Origin of the sequence: Streptomyces sp. NPDC058619 (assembly GCF_042717785.1) — a bacterium.
Classification (GTDB): Bacteria; Actinomycetota; Actinomycetes; order Streptomycetales; family Streptomycetaceae; genus Streptomyces.
Map to the genome: position 1 here is coordinate 1 of NZ_JBHXQN010000018.1, position 13,594 is coordinate 13,594.

At 73.2% G+C, this 13,594-nt stretch carries 14 protein-coding genes; 3 read left to right on the forward strand and 11 right to left on the reverse strand.

Translation table 11 applies throughout. The features are described from left to right. Window positions 1-125 precede the first annotated feature (125 nt). The 4 genes from ACFWTC_RS19255 to ACFWTC_RS19270 all read right to left on the reverse strand — a co-directional run bounded on the left by ACFWTC_RS19255 (window position 126) and on the right by ACFWTC_RS19270 (window position 3,927). The gene (locus ACFWTC_RS19255) at window positions 126-881 is read right to left on the reverse strand and encodes an AIM24 family protein (RefSeq protein ID WP_383927775.1); all 756 of its coding nucleotides are present in this window, start codon (window positions 879-881) and stop codon (window positions 126-128) included. 17 nt (window positions 882-898) lie between these two features. Next, window positions 899-1,579, reverse strand: a complete 681-nt coding sequence (locus ACFWTC_RS19260; RefSeq protein WP_267718389.1) for an AIM24 family protein — start codon at window positions 1,577-1,579, stop codon at window positions 899-901. A 20-nt stretch (window positions 1,580-1,599) separates the two neighbouring features. Beyond that, the gene (locus ACFWTC_RS19265) at window positions 1,600-3,258 is read right to left on the reverse strand and encodes a TerD family protein (protein WP_384026919.1); all 1,659 of its coding nucleotides are present in this window, start codon (window positions 3,256-3,258) and stop codon (window positions 1,600-1,602) included. A gap of 129 nt (window positions 3,259-3,387) precedes the next feature. Beyond that, the gene (locus ACFWTC_RS19270) at window positions 3,388-3,927 is read right to left on the reverse strand and encodes a M48 family metallopeptidase (RefSeq protein WP_384026922.1); all 540 of its coding nucleotides are present in this window, start codon (window positions 3,925-3,927) and stop codon (window positions 3,388-3,390) included. A 211-nt stretch (window positions 3,928-4,138) separates the two neighbouring features. Here ACFWTC_RS19270 and ACFWTC_RS19275 point away from each other — a divergent pair, with 211 nt between their 5' ends. Further along, complete coding sequence (locus tag ACFWTC_RS19275; protein WP_383927783.1) at window positions 4,139-5,281, forward strand: ThiF family adenylyltransferase; 1,143 nt, start codon at window positions 4,139-4,141, stop codon at window positions 5,279-5,281. A gap of 74 nt (window positions 5,282-5,355) precedes the next feature. After that, entirely contained in the window at window positions 5,356-6,684 is a 1,329-nt protein-coding gene (locus ACFWTC_RS19280; protein WP_383927786.1) for an ABC1 kinase family protein, read from the forward strand. Window positions 6,685-6,723: 39 nt separating this feature from the next. Here ACFWTC_RS19280 and ACFWTC_RS19285 read toward each other — a convergent pair whose 3' ends face one another. The 5 genes from ACFWTC_RS19285 to ACFWTC_RS19305 form a co-directional block, all read right to left on the reverse strand. Continuing rightward, a complete protein-coding gene (locus tag ACFWTC_RS19285; RefSeq protein WP_383927789.1) occupies window positions 6,724-6,930 on the reverse strand; it encodes a hypothetical protein in 207 nt (68 codons plus the stop codon). A gap of 107 nt (window positions 6,931-7,037) precedes the next feature. Then, entirely contained in the window at window positions 7,038-7,367 is a 330-nt protein-coding gene (locus ACFWTC_RS19290) for a hypothetical protein (protein WP_383927793.1), read from the reverse strand. After that, window positions 7,364-7,735: a WhiB family transcriptional regulator gene (locus ACFWTC_RS19295; protein ID WP_383927796.1), complete on the reverse strand. Its 372-nt coding sequence runs from the start codon at window positions 7,733-7,735 to the stop codon at window positions 7,364-7,366. Before ACFWTC_RS19295 ends, ACFWTC_RS19290 begins: the two co-directional genes overlap by 4 nt. Window positions 7,736-7,927: 192 nt before the next feature. After that, window positions 7,928-8,239, reverse strand: coding sequence for a hypothetical protein (locus ACFWTC_RS19300; RefSeq protein ID WP_383927861.1), 312 nt, complete (start codon window positions 8,237-8,239; stop codon window positions 7,928-7,930). A gap of 178 nt (window positions 8,240-8,417) precedes the next feature. Continuing rightward, entirely contained in the window at window positions 8,418-10,580 is a 2,163-nt protein-coding gene (locus ACFWTC_RS19305; protein WP_384026925.1) for an ATP-dependent DNA helicase UvrD2, read from the reverse strand. Window positions 10,581-10,730: 150 nt separating this feature from the next. Here ACFWTC_RS19305 and ACFWTC_RS19310 point away from each other — a divergent pair, with 150 nt between their 5' ends. Next, window positions 10,731-10,991: a mycoredoxin gene (locus ACFWTC_RS19310; RefSeq protein ID WP_383927802.1), complete on the forward strand. Its 261-nt coding sequence runs from the start codon at window positions 10,731-10,733 to the stop codon at window positions 10,989-10,991. A gap of 117 nt (window positions 10,992-11,108) precedes the next feature. On the opposite strand, the gene nudC is transcribed toward ACFWTC_RS19310, so the two are convergent. Both nudC and ACFWTC_RS19320 read right to left on the reverse strand, forming a co-directional pair. Beyond that, on the reverse strand, window positions 11,109-12,056 hold the full coding sequence (gene nudC, locus ACFWTC_RS19315) for an NAD(+) diphosphatase (protein WP_384026928.1): 948 nt from the start codon (window positions 12,054-12,056) through the stop codon (window positions 11,109-11,111). Between the two features lie 122 nt (window positions 12,057-12,178). Next, on the reverse strand, window positions 12,179-13,588 hold the full coding sequence (locus ACFWTC_RS19320) for a dipeptidase (RefSeq protein WP_383927808.1): 1,410 nt from the start codon (window positions 13,586-13,588) through the stop codon (window positions 12,179-12,181). Window positions 13,589-13,594: the final 6 nt, after the last annotated feature.

Consider the following 13,594-nt stretch of genomic DNA (forward strand, 5'->3'; position numbering starts at 1 on the left):
GCCGCGTCTTATTTGTATCCGACCCCCCCCCTCGCAACCCGGGCCGCGCCCCCCCCCCCCCGGGCACCGACGGTGCAGGGGCGGTCCCGCGCGGGACCGCCCCTGCACCGTCGTACCCGGGACGGCTAGTTCCAGGCGTTGTTCTGGTTCTGCCCGTGCGCGCCCTGCTGGCCCATGCCGAACTGCGCGGCGGCGCCCTGTCCGAGCTGGGCGTTCTGCGGCGGCAGCACCTCGCTGGGCTGCACCAGCGCGAAGCCGGTGCCGAGGAAGCTGAGCTCCCAGCCCTCGCCGGTGTTGCCGCGGCGCCGCCAGACTCCGGTGGAGTGGGTCTGGGCCTGCATCTGGACCCGCAGCGAGGTGGACCAGGCAACGACGGCGTCCGCGTCGGCGTTGACGTACTTGTCCGGCGTGACCTGCATCATCAGCGGCTGGCCGGAGGTCATCAGGGCGACCTTGCCGCGGCCGGTGATGTTGAGCTGGTACTTGCCGGACCCGGAGATCCCGTACTGGCTGTCCACCGCGATGGCCTCGGTGTGCAGCGTGGAGTCCAGGGCGAGCACGTAGCTGCTGTCGACGGTGAGGCCCTCCTGGTCCACGTCCACGACGTGGACGTACTGGGCCAGGTTGGCGAGGTAGACGGTGCCCTGCCCGGAGCAGCGCATGAGGTCGAGGCCCTCGCCGGTGCGGGCGCGGGCGTTGCGCTGGGTGGAGCTCTGGTACTCGCCGTCGAAGTCGATGATGCCCTGGTAGGCGACCATCGCGCCCTTGCGGGCGAGGACGTCGTCGGTGCCGGTCAGCGAGACCCGCAGCAGCTGCGGGTTCTGGACCGCGTACCGCTCCTGGGACTGTGCCTCGGCGTGGGCGAAAAGTGCGCTCTGCATGATGTGTCCGCTCCCCCTCAGCCCCGGGCCCGGAGCCGGTCGGTGCTGTCCTCGCTGGGCTGTACGACGACGATGCCCTGGCCGGAGAAGGCCATCTGGTAGGCCTCCCCGCTGCCCCGGCCGATCATCGACGAGGCCTTGAAGCTGCGCTTCCCCTTGACCTTGAGGTTCGGGGACCAGGCGACGAGTGCGTCGGGGTCCACGTACGTCTCGTCGTCGCCGCGGCCGCAGTCGACCACGATCGGCGTGCCGCGGGAGGTGATGGCGACCCAGCCGGTGCCGGAGACCTGCACGTTGAACAGGCCCTGGCCGGCGAACTTCGCCATGCCCTTGACCCGCTCGACGCCCCACTGGAGGTGGGCGTCGAAGGCGAGCAGGTTGCTGCCGTTGACCGACAGCGCGTCGTTGTCGAGGTTGATGACGACGACGTCCGCGCCGTAGTCGGCGAGGTAGAGCAGGCCGTCGCCGGTGCACTTCATCAGCGGGGCGCTCTCGCCGGTGAGCCACTGCGAGGCCATCTGGCGCACAGCCGGCGGGTTGGGCTCGTACTGGACGAAGCCCTCGTACGCGACCATCGAGCCGGTGCGCGCGAAGAGGTCCTGGCCGCTCTGCATGGCGACCTTGAGCATGGCCCGGCCGTGGTTCTCCATGCGGGCCGTGACGGGGGTCGGGGCGTAGCCCGCGAGCTGCTGGTTCATTGCGTTCATGTCGGGCTCCCTCAGACCTCGTACGGCTGGACGACGATGAAGTTGCCGGGAGCACCGCGGAACTGGAGGTTCACGGTCTCCCCGCTGTGACCGGGGTAGGCGTTGCGCCGGAGCCGGACCTGGCTGGACAGGATGACCTGCGAGGCCGCGGACCAGGCGACGATGGCGTTGCTGTCCGCGAACGTGGTCGGGGTGACGGGCAGGACCACCGGGACGCCGTGCGTCTTGACGATCACCGTGCCGGTGCCCTGGAACTGCATGGTGAACAGGGCGCCGCCGGGGATGCCGTGGCCCTCGATGCGGCGGACCTCGTGCTGGAGCGACTCGTCGAAGGCGAGGACCGCCTCGGCGGAGACGCAGATGGCGTCGCCCTGGAGCTCGATGGCGTGCAGGTGGGCGCCGTTCTCGGCGAGGAAGACCTGGCCGCGGCCGGTGCAGCGCATGAGCTGCATCTCCTGGCCGGTGGCGTTGCCGACGATGCGGCCGGCGAAGCCCGCTCCCTTGTAGCTGAAGTCCACCTTGCCCTGGTACAGCACCATGCTGCCCTGGCGGGCGAGGACGGCCTGGCCGCCCATCGACAGGTCGACCCGCATGAGCTGCTGGTTCTGCGGGGTCCAGCGGGCGCCGGTGGGGGCTTCCTTGTACGGCTGGAGCGCGGCGGCGAGTCCGGCTCCGGCCGCGGCCTGGTGCGCGGGGGCGGGGGCGGGCTGTTGGCCGTAGCCGGGGGGCTGGCCCGGGACCTGTCCGTAGCCGGGCGGCTGGCCGTGCCCGGGCGGCTGGCCGTGGCCCGGCTGCTGCCCGTAGGGGGCGGGGGCCGGGGCCGGCGGGGGGACCTGGCCGTACGAGGGCTGCTGCGGCTGCCCGTACGGGGCGGGGGCCGGCGGGGCGAGCGGCGCGGCCATCGTGGGCGCGGCGTGCACCGGGGCCGGGGCCGGGGCGGCGGGCGGCTGGTAGGGCTGCGGCTGGTGGACGGGGGCCGGGGCGGGCGCGGGCGCGCCGAAGGGCGGCGCGGGGGCCGGGGCGGGCGGGGCCTGGTGGGCCGGGGCGCCGAACGAGGGCGCGGGGGCGGCGGCCTGCGGCGGCGGGGCGAAGCCGGGGGCGGCGCCGCCCTGGGCCGGTACCTGCTGCTCGGGCTGCGCCTCCTCGGCGACCTCGCCGCCGAAGTTCCGCAGCAGCGCGTCGAGTCCGCCGTCGAAGCCCTGGCCGACGGCGGCGAAGCGCCACACGTCCTTGAGGTAGAAGTCGCCGAGCATCACGGCCCGCTCGGTGGTGAACTCGGAGCCCGTGAACGCGTACCGGACGACCTCTTCGCCGCCGGCCACGACGCGGATGTAGCCGGGGCCGATCTGCGACATCTGTCCGGCGCCGTCGATGGTGGCGGTGAAGGACAGCTTGTGGATCGAGGCCGGGATGCGGTCCAGCGTCACCCGGAAGGATTCGCTGTCACCGGCCTGGGCGCCCAGCTGCTGGATGGACTCCTCCGGCGACTTCGGCTGGTTGAAGAAGACGAAGTAGCGGTCGTCCGAAAGCTGCTCGTTCGCGTCGAGGCCGAAGCAGCTGATGTCGAAGGCGAGTCCGGGTCCGGAGATCTGGACGCCCACGTACAGGTCGGTGCCCGCCGTCAAATCACTGATCTTGGCCTTGTGGCCGCGTTGGAATTCCCTGGCCATACGTACGACCGTCCCCCATCCCGACTGTGAATGCGTGCCGCTCAGGCTAACGGCAACGACGGACATCCGGCCAAGTCGGTACCGACCCGGTACATATCACCGTGCGTGATGTCCCGGGCGGGGGCCGTGTCACTCCTCGGCGTCGGCGGGGACCTTCGGGAGGCGCTCGGCGGCGACCACTCCCTCCAGGTATCCGCGGGCCCGCTCGGTGCGGGGGTAGGCCTCCAGCAGCTCCCAGAACCGGGGGCCGTGGCCGGGTACGAGGAGGTGCGCCAGCTCGTGCAGGAGCACGTAGTCGACGACGTACTCCGGCATCCCCTGGAGGCGGTGCGAGAGCCGGATGCTGCCCTCGGACGGGGTGCAGGAGCCCCAGCGGGTGTTCTGGTTGGTGACCCAGCGGACGGTGCGGGGGCGGGCCCGGCCGCCGAAGTGCTGCTCGGACAGGCGCTCGGCGCGCGCGGTGAGCTCGGCATCCCCGAGGGTCCGCCGGCCCTCCTGGGCGGCGAGCTTGTCGAGCATCACGCCCACCCAGCGCTGCTCCTCGGCCTCGGACATCCGGGCAGGGATGAGGACGACCGTACGGTCACCCTCGCGGTAGGCGGATACGGTCCTGCGGCGGCGCGCGCTCCGGCGGACTTCGACGGCGCGCTGCGGTGGATCGGCGGACACGGCACGACGGTACCCGCTGGCCGTCGTGGAAGTCCCGCAGGTCCGGCGTTCGAACGGGATGGATTCGCAGGCCGCGGCCGGAACACTCCTTTTTCCTTTTCATATGCCCGATACCCCCAGCCTGTGGACAAACCTCCGCACGGAACGCGGCGGGCGGGCACTGTGGGCGACGGACGGGAAGTGAGTGCGGGAGCGAATCGAGGGGGCGGCGATGTATCCGAAGGTGAAGCCGGCGCTGGCGCGGGCGTGGCGGGATCTGCGGACGGTGCAGTTCGGGGTGACCCCGGCGCACGCGGTGGTCTTCGGCCCCGTGGACACGGCGACCGGTTCGCTCATCGACCGGATCGACGGGACCCGGGGAATGGACCTGCTGCGGGCCGAGGCCTCGGGGATGGGGCTACCGGCCGGCGTGGCCGACGAGCTGGTCCGGCGGCTGGCGGGAGCCGGCCTGCTCGACGACGCCACGGCCGGCGGCCCGCGGGCGCAGGCCGTGCGGGGGCGCCCGGAGGAGCTGGAGCGGCTGGGGCCCGACCTGGGCTCGCTGTCCCTGGTCCGCCGGGAGCCCGGCGGGGACCTGCGGGGCGTGGCCGCGCGCCGGGCGGTACGGGTCCAGGTGCGCGGCGGCGGCCGGGTGGGGGCCGTGATCGCCGCGGTCCTGGCGGGCGCGGGCGTGGGCCGGGTCGAGGTGCTCGACGGGGGCCGGGTGGAGCCGGCGGACGTGGCGCCGGGCGGGCTGGGGGCGGCGAGCGTGGGCCGGCTGCGCGCCGAGGCCGCGGTCCGGCTGGTGCGCGAGTCCGCCCCGGGGCGGACGCCGCGGGCCGGGGAGCGGGACGGCCCGGAGGCGGGGCTGGCCCTGGTGGTCGTGGCCCCGCGGGACGGGCTGCACGCCTGGGCACCCGACCCGGAGACCGCGGCCGGCTGGGTCGCCTCGGGCGTCCCGCACCTGTACGCGGGGGTGCTGGAGGGCACCGGGCTGGTGGGTCCGCTGGTGCTGCCGGGGGCCACGGCGTGCGCGGGGTGCATGGAGCGCGACCGGGTGGAGCGGGACGGGGCCTGGCCCAGGATGCTGGTGCAGTGGCGCTCCGCCCACCGGCGGCGCGCGACCGCCGCCTGTGACCTGGGGCTGTCCACGGCGACCGCCGGTCTGGCCGCGGCCCACGCGCTGTCCTTCCTCGACGGGGAGCTGCCCGCCTCCACGGGCGCCCGCTGGGAGGCGGCCCTCCCGTCGCTCCACTGGGAGCGCTCCGGGGTCGGCCCGCATCCCGACTGCCCGTGCGGTGCGGCCGCGGGCCGTCCGGCCGTGCTCGAGCGGACGGGAGGAGGATCGGGAGCCGACCGGGCCGAGGGGCCATGACAGGATGCCTTGGGTCCGAGGGGTCTTCGCGAACCGCCGCTTGCGGCGCAGCTGTCTGGGAACTGGAGGGGCGCATGTCTGATCTTCCCCGGAAGGCGGTCACCCGCACCGTCAAGCTGGCCGCGCTGCCGCTCGGCATCGCGGGACGGGCCACGTGGGGGCTGGGCAAGCGGATCGGCGGCAAGTCCGCGGAGATCGTGGCGCGCGAGCTCCAGCAGCGGACCGCCGAGCAGCTCTTCAAGACGCTCGGGGAGCTGAAGGGCGGGGCGATGAAGTTCGGCCAGGCCCTGTCGGTCTTCGAGTCGGCCCTTCCCGAGGAGGTCGCGGGGCCCTACCGGGCGGCCCTGACCAAGCTCCAGGAGGCGGCCCCGCCGCTGCCCGCGGCGACGGTGCACCAGGTGCTGGCGGAACGGCTGGGCGCGGACTGGCGGGAGCTGTTCGAGGAGTTCGAGGACAAGCCGGCCGCGGCGGCCTCGATCGGTCAGGTCCACCGGGCGGTGTGGCACGACGGCCGGCAGGTGGCGGTCAAGGTCCAGTACCCGGGGGCGGGCGAGGCGCTGCTCTCGGACCTGAAGCAGCTGGGGCGGTTCGCGGGGCTGCTGGGTCCGCTCGTCCCGGGCATGGACATCAAGCCGCTGATCAAGGAATTGCGCGACCGGGTCTCCGAGGAGCTGGACTACGAGCTGGAGGCCGAGGCCCAGCGCACCCACGCGGACGCGTTCGAGGACGACCCGGACGTGGTCGTGCCGGACGTCGTGCACCAGGGCGACCAGGTGCTGGTGACCGAGTGGATGGAGGGCACCCCGCTGTCGGAGGTGATAGCCGACGGCAGCCGGGAGGAGCGCGACCGCGCCGGTCAGCTGCTGGCCCGGTTCCTCTTCTCCGGACCCGCGCGCACCGGGCTGCTCCACGCGGACCCGCATCCGGGCAACTTCCGGCTGATATCGGGTTCGGACGGCCGGACGCGGTTGGGCGTGCTGGACTTCGGCACGGTCGACCGGCTGCCCGGCGGCTGGCCGGGGCCCATCGGCCGGTCGCTGCGGATGACCCTGGACGGCGACGCCGAGGGGGTCTACGGGCACCTGCGGGCGGAGGGGTTCGTGAAGGAGTCCATCGAGTTGGACCCCGACGCGCTGCTGGCGTACCTCAAGCCGATCATCGAGCCCGCCGAGGCCGAGGAGTTCACCTTCACCCGGCCGTGGCTGCGGGGCCAGGCGGCGCGGATCGCCGACCCGCGCTCCCCCGCGCACCAGTTGGGCCGGCAGATCAACCTGCCGCCGTCCTACCTGCTGATCCACCGGGTGACGCTGAGCACCATCGGGGTGCTGTGCCAGTTGGGCGCGACGGTGCGGCTGCGGGACGAACTGGACTCCTGGCTGCCGGGGTTCCCCTCCGCGGAGTGACGCCGTGACGGCGGCCGCGCGGCGGGGGTGGCGGGCGGGTCACCACCAGGAGGAGTCGAGCCGGCCTTCGATCGCCCGGAGGTTGGCCCGGGCGCAGTCGTCGCAGAAGTAGAGCCGGGCGCCGTTCTCCATGGAGCAGGTCCAGGTCGGCGGGGCGCCGTCCGGGGACCGGGCACCGCAGCTCGCGCAGACGACGGGCTGGGCCTCGGGTCCCGACGGGGCGGGGCGGGGGGTCGGCTGGTCCACCTCCGGACGATATCCCCGTACGGGGCGGCGGCCACCCGCAACGCACCGGGGGGACCGGTCCGTTAGGACCGGTCCCCCCGGGACGTGGTTCAGCTCCGTACCGGCCGTCAGTTCATGACGGCCATGGCCAGCGCGCGCCGGGCGCGCAGCGAGACGCGCTCGGCGCGGCGCTGCATCCGGCGGGCGGCGACCAGGCGCAGGGCGTGACGCTCGGCGTCGGCCTCACGCATGCGGTCGTCCATATGGGCACGGGCCAGGGCTTCTGGGATGAGTTGCATTTCGCGGGTCCTGTTCTGACGCGAGGTCATCGCGCCTGCGGTGATGAAGTCTGCGTGGGCGGCGCCGTGCGGCTGCTCGCTCGTGGTGTGGGGGGTCATGGGGGCCTGCTTCAGGGGGTCGTGCGTGAGGGGGCGGTCGATGGTTCCGTGGGCGGTCATGCCGAGACGACCGGGTTCTTGCGGGGACGGCCACGGGGACGCTTGCGGGCGACGACGACGCCCTGGACGAAGAGCTCGCCTCCCCAGACACCCCAGGGCTCGCGGCGCTCGGACGCCCCGGCGAGGCAGGCCTCGACGAGCGGGCAGGTCCGGCAGAGGGACTTCGCGTACTCGACGTCCGCCGGGGACTCGGCGAAGAAGACCTCGGGGTCGAAGGTGCGGCACGGAACGGGTACGCCGAGGTTCTCGATGGCGTCGTCGAGCGCGGTCAGCGCGGTGAGCGGGGTCAAGGCGTGGTCCTCCGGGACTGCGGGCGGGGAGATCGTCTGGGTCTGCGGTACGGACGGGGCGTGCGCTTCGAGTTGCACGGTGGTTTTTTCCTCGTCTTGGTGGCTAGTCGTTCCGGCCGGTCGGCCGGGTTCGGCTGGTTTGCCCTCACACCGACTGGTTCTGCCAGTCCCGAGGCCCCTTCGCTCCGTCGTCCCCGTTCGGGGACAAACAGAAGGGCCGCGGATCCCGGGTGGGGTTCCGCGGCCCTGAAGGCGCCGGCCTGACACACGTCAGGCTGGATCACTCCAGGGTTCGAGCCCACGGAAGGCCCACATCAGGTGGTGCTGCTGCTTCTTCGTCTGCTTCGTCGTGGATCCGGCACCGGCCGCGGCGGCAAACCCATAGGCGCCATGTGCCTGGGCTTCCCTTACTGCCACCGGTGCCTGCATCGGTCGCTCATTGCGCTCACTGACCGGAAGGGTCGCCAGCAGGGCGGCGGGGCTGCCCGCGGAAATCGCAGACAGACCGGTACCCAGGAGCGAGACGGAACCGAGCAGGCAGGAAGCGTCGACCGAGCGATCGGTCATTTCGGTGAAGGTCATGAAGCTGGTCACTGGTCTCGCCTCCTCTCGGCGTCTCGGGGACCGGCCCGGAGGCCCGTCCCATGCGTATTCGGATAAGTACAGCACGGATCAGGGGCTTCGGAGAAGCCACCGTTTCCGTTGCTAAGAACCTATGGGGCTTCGCCGGGCATGTGCAAACTATTTTTCCGACGAGTTTCTACGCGTCGTCAGGTTCTGTGGTGCCGGGCTCTTGACCTGCGCAGATGGCCAGGACATCGGCTCCGTACCGGTCGAGCTTGCGGGCGCCGACGCCGGAGATCATCGAGAGCTCTCCGCCCTCGGACGGCGCGGCCTCCGCGATCGCCATCAGCGTCTTGTCCGTGAAGACGCAGTACGGGGGCAGGCCCTGCTCCTTCGACCGGGCCGCGCGCCAGCCCCGCAGCCGCTCGTAGAGCCCCTCGTCCATGTCGGAGGGGCAGTCCTCGCAGCGCGTCAGTTTCAGCTCGCCGGCCTCGGTCAGCGTCCTGCCGCAGACCCGGCACAGCACCGGTCCGCGGCGGCCGCGCTTGCGGGGGCTCCGCTCGGCCGCGGCGGCCGTCCCGGTGCCCGGGACCGCGGAGCCCGGCCGCAGGCCGTTCAGGAAGCGGCTGGGGCGCCTGGAGGGCCTTCCGCCCGGAGCGCGGGAGAGGGACCAGGAGAGGTTCAGGTGGTGCCGTGCGCGGGTGACGCCGACGTAGAGCAGCCGGCGCTCCTCCTCGACCTGCTCGTCGGTCTTCGCGTACGTGATCGGCAGCATGCCGTCGGTGAGGCCCACGAGGAACACGGCGTCCCATTCGAGGCCCTTCGCCGCGTGCAGCGAGGCGAGGGTCACGCCCTGGACGGTCGGGGCGTGCTGGGCGGCCTTGCGCTCGTCCAGCTCGACCGTCAGGTCGGCCAGGGTGGCGCCGGGCCGGGCGCGGGCGAAGTCCTCCGCGAGGCGGACGAGGGCGGCCAGCGATTCCCACTGGTCGCGCACGGCGCCGGAGCCGGCGGGCGGCTCGGCGGTCCAGCCGGTGGAGCTGAGCACGGCCCGGACCTGGGAGCCGAGCTCGACGACGTCGTCGAGCAGCGGGTCGTTCCCCCCGGAGCGGGCGGCGCCGCGCAGGGCGAGGATCGCCTTCTGGACCTCGTTCCGCTCGAAGAAGCGCTCAGCTCCGCGGAGCTGGTAGGGGACCCCGGCGTCGGCGAGGGCCTGTTCGTAGACCTCGGACTGGGCGTTGATGCGGAAGAGCACGGCGATCTCGCCGGCCGGGACCCCCGCCGCGACCAGGTCCCGGACGCGGCGGGCCACGCCCTCGGCCTCGGCGGGCTCGTCGGGGTACTCGGCGTAGACCGGGTCGGGGCCGGCCTCACGCTGGGAGACGAGCTCCAGGCGGTGCTCGGCGGCCCGGCCCGTGGCCTGGTTCAGCAGCCCGTTGGCGAGGTGGACGACCTGGGGGGTGGAGCGGTAGTCGCGGACCAGCTTGACCACGGTGGCCTGCGGGTAGCGGGTGCGGAAGTTCAGCAGGTGGTCGGGGGTGGCGCCGGTGAACGAGTAGATCGTCTGGCTGGCGTCGCCGACCACGCACAGGCTGTCGCGCTCGCCGAGCCACAGGTCGAGCAGCCGCTGCTGGAGCGGGCTGACGTCCTGGTACTCGTCCACGACGAAGTGCTGGTACTGGGCGCGGATCTGCTCGGCGATGTCGTGGCGGTCCTGGAGGATGGCGACCGTCAGCAGCAGCACGTCCTCGAAGTCGATCATGCCGCGGTCGCGCTTGAGCTGCTCGTACATGGCGTAGATCTGGGCGATCTCGGCCGTGTCCCGGGGGGCTTCGCGGCCGGCCTTCAGGACGGCGGCCGGGTAGTCGGCGGGCACGGTCTGGGTGACCTTGGCCCACTCGATCTCGCCGGTGACGTCGCGCAGCTCGCCCCGGTCGAGCCGGACCCGGCAGCGCGCGCCGGCCTCGGCGACGAACTGGACCTTGCGCTCCAGCAGCCGGGGCATGTCCCCGCCGATCGCCTTGGGCCAGAAGTAGTGGAGCTGGCGCAGGGCGGCGGAGTGGAAGGTCCGGGCCTGGACCCCGCCCGCGCCGAGGCCGCGGAGCCGGCCGCGCATCTCGCCGGCCGCGCGGTTGGTGAAGGTGACGGCCAGCACGCTGGCCGGCATGAGCTGGCCGGAGTGGACGCCGTAGGCGATGCGGTGGGTGATCGCGCGGGTCTTGCCGGTACCCGCGCCGGCCAGCACGCACACCGGCCCGCGCAGGGTCGTCGCGACCTCGCGCTGCTCCGGGTCGAGGCCCAGGAGGACCGCGTCGGCCGGGTCGGCGGCGGGGAAGGACGGGGAGTGCGTTGCTGCTGTCACCCCGCCATGCTGCCAGGTCCGGTGGGGCGGGCGGGAAAGCTGTCCACAGGCGGTCCGCACCGGTCGTACTTACGGGAATGGCCGGGCGGTCGCGTACGTTCGACTACTCGGACACTCGGACCGCCGGGGCCGCACGAAGGAGAGCGCAGCATGCAGGAGACGGGCACCGTCACGATGTACAGCACGACCTGGTGCGGCTACTGCCGCCGGCTGAAGAGCCAGATGGACCGTGAGGGCATCGCGTACAACGAGATCAACATCGAGCTCGACCCGGCGTCCGCCGCGTTCGTGGAGAAGGCCAACGGCGGCAACCAGACGGTTCCCACCGTGCTCGTGAAGTCCTCCGCCGGCAAGGAGTCCGTCATGACGAACCCGAGCCTGGCGCAGGTCAAGCAGGCTCTCGCCGTCTGAGCGCCCCCGCGCCCACCAGAAAGGCCCCCGCCGAGGCGGGGGCCTTCTGCTGTGCCGAACCGGCTGTGACGAACGTTACGGAGCCCGAACCCCGGCCGGAGCCGGAACGGGCACCTTCTACGCGATCGGCCGCGGCAGCGGCTCGCCGTACCAGAGCTCGACGAGGCGCGCCGCGATGGAGATGCCCGACGGGGGCAGGACCTCGCCCTTCTCGATCGCCTCGCGCAGGTCCGCGCGGGAGAACCAGCGGGCCTCCTGGATCTCCTCGCCGTCCACCGTGATCTCGGAGGTGGTGGCGCGGGCCGTGAAGCCCAGCATCAGGCTGTACGGGAAGGGCCACGGCTGGCTGGCCACGTACGCGACGTCGCCGACCTTGACGCCCGCCTCCTCCCACACCTCGCGGACGACGGACTGCTCGATCGACTCGCCGGGCTCCACGAAGCCGGCCAGCGTCGAGAAGCGGCCCTCGGGCCAGTGCACCTGGCGGCCGAGCAGCGCGCGGTCGTGCGCGTCCGTGACCAGCATGATCACGGCCGGGTCGGTGCGCGGGTAGTGCTCGGCCCCGCAGCCCGGGCAGCGGCGGATGTGCCCGGCCGCGGCGACCACCGTGCGCTCGCCGCAGCGGGAGCAGAACCGGTGCATGCGCTGCCAGTTCTCCAGCGCCACCGCGTGCACCATCAGGCCGGCGTCGCGCTGGGACAGCAGCAGCCCGGCCTCGCGCAGCCCCGCCGGGCGGGCCGACTGGTCGATGCGGCCCGGCAGCGAGTCCTTCTGCAGCGCGAAGTACCGTACGCCGTCCTCGTCGCTGCCCAGGAAGTAGCGGTGGGTCTCGGTGACCGGGGCCTCGAAGGCCGGGGTCATCACGATCGCGGTGCCGCCGTCGGGGGTGTCGTCGATCAGGACCTGACCGCCGGAGACCACGAAGACGCGGGTGCTCGGGTGGCTCCAGGCCGCGGCGAGCCACGCCTCGTCCAGGCGGTGGTGCGCCGCGCGGTCGATGCCGCTGGGCGCGGCGAGCGAGATCGGGCGCTCGGGCTCGGTACGGGTGCTCACAGGTACTTCCAACTCCCCCGGTGGTAGGGCATGGCAGGCTCGGCAGGGCGGTGTGACGGGCGCCGGGCGGCAGGTGCGCCGGGCCGCGGGCGGCGGGCGGCGGGCGGCGGGCGGCGGGCGGCGGGCGGCGGGCCTCAGGCGGGTGTGCGGCGGTGGGTGGCGGCCAGGTCGGCCCAGAGGTAGGCGGTCGTCTCGACGCCCTTGAGGAGGAGGTCCAGTTCGACCTTCTCGTTCGGGGAGTGCCAGCCGTCGGAGGGCACCGAGATGCCGAGGAAGAGGACGGGCGCGCCCAGGACGTCCTGGAGGTCCGCGGCGGGTCCGGAGCCGCCCTCGCGGGTGAAGCGGACCTTCTGGCCGAACGCGCGGCCCATGGACCGCACGACCGACCGCAGCGCCGGGTGGTCCAGCGGGGTCAGGCACGGGCGGGTGGGGGCGCCGAAGGTGACGGAGTACCGGATCCCGTCCGGGACCCGCTCCTCCAGCCAGCGCTCGAAGGTCGTCTCCACCTCGTACGGGTCCTGCCCGGACACCAGGCGGAACGACAGCTTCACGTGGGCGGAGGCGGGCACGATCGTCTTGCCGCCGGGGCCCTGGTAGCCGCCGCCGATGCCGTTGACCTCGGCGGTCGGGCGGGCCCAGACCCGTTCCAGGGTGGTGTAGCCGGCCTCGCCGGCGGCCGCGTGGGACTTGGCCGTCCGCAGCCACTCGGACTCGTCGAAGGGGAGCTCCGCGATGAGCTCGCGCTCCGCGTCGGTCAGCTCGGCGATGCCGTCGTAGAAGCCGGGGAGGGTGACCCGCCCGTCCTCGTCGTGCAGCGCGGCGACGACGCGGGCGGCGACGGCGGCCGGGTTGGGCACGGCCCCGCCGAAGGCCCCGGAGTGGATGTCCTGGTCCGGACCCTGGAAGTCGATCTCGCAGTCGGCGACGCCGCGCATGCCGGTGCAGACGGTGGGGGTCGTCTCGGACCACATGCCGGTGTCGGAGACGATCACGACGTCGGCGCCGAGCTCGGCGGCGCGGGCCTCGACCAGCTCGCGGAAGTGGACGGAGCCGGACTCCTCCTCGCCCTCCACGATCAGCTTGAGGTGCACGGCGGGGGCGGCGGCTCCGGTGGCGGCCAGGTGGGCCCGTACGCCGAGGGTGTGGAAGAACACCTGCCCCTTGTCGTCGGCGGCGCCGCGCCCGTACATCCGGCCGTCCTTGACCACCGGGTCGAACGGGTCGGTGTGCCAGCCGTCGGCGAGGGCCGCGGGCTGCACGTCGTGGTGCCCGTACACGAGGACGGTCGGGGCGTCCGGGTCCTCGCTCGGCCAGTGCGCGAAAACGGCCGGGGCGCCCGGGGTCTCCCAGACCTCGGCGACCGGGAAGCCGGTCTCCTTGAGCTTCGCGGCGAGCCATTCGGCGCTGCGGCGTACGTCGCCCGCGTGCTCGGGCTGCGCCGAGACGGAGGGGATGCGGAGCCACTCGGCGAGGTCGTCGAGGAAGGCGGCGCGGTGGGTCTCGATGTACGTGCGGACGACGCTGTCCGGCGGGCTGTCGCTCATGCCCAC

Excerpts from the sequence above, each read along its gene's own strand:
- ACFWTC_RS19255 (WP_383927775.1), bottom strand. The coding sequence starts at position 881 with ATGCAGAGCGCACTTTTCGCCCACGCCGAGGCACAGTCCCAGGAGCGG.
- ACFWTC_RS19260 (WP_267718389.1), bottom strand. The coding sequence starts at position 1,579 with ATGAACCAGCAGCTCGCGGGCTACGCCCCGACCCCCGTCACGGCCCGC.
- ACFWTC_RS19265 (WP_384026919.1), bottom strand. The coding sequence starts at position 3,258 with ATGGCCAGGGAATTCCAACGCGGCCACAAGGCCAAGATCAGTGATTTG.
- ACFWTC_RS19275 (WP_383927783.1), top strand. The coding sequence starts at position 4,139 with ATGTATCCGAAGGTGAAGCCGGCGCTGGCGCGGGCGTGGCGGGATCTG.
- ACFWTC_RS19280 (WP_383927786.1), top strand. The coding sequence starts at position 5,356 with ATGTCTGATCTTCCCCGGAAGGCGGTCACCCGCACCGTCAAGCTGGCC.
- ACFWTC_RS19290 (WP_383927793.1), bottom strand. The coding sequence starts at position 7,367 with ATGACCGCCCACGGAACCATCGACCGCCCCCTCACGCACGACCCCCTG.
- ACFWTC_RS19300 (WP_383927861.1), bottom strand. The coding sequence starts at position 8,239 with ATGACCTTCACCGAAATGACCGATCGCTCGGTCGACGCTTCCTGCCTG.
- ACFWTC_RS19310 (WP_383927802.1), top strand. The coding sequence starts at position 10,731 with ATGCAGGAGACGGGCACCGTCACGATGTACAGCACGACCTGGTGCGGC.
- ACFWTC_RS19320 (WP_383927808.1), bottom strand. The coding sequence starts at position 13,588 with ATGAGCGACAGCCCGCCGGACAGCGTCGTCCGCACGTACATCGAGACC.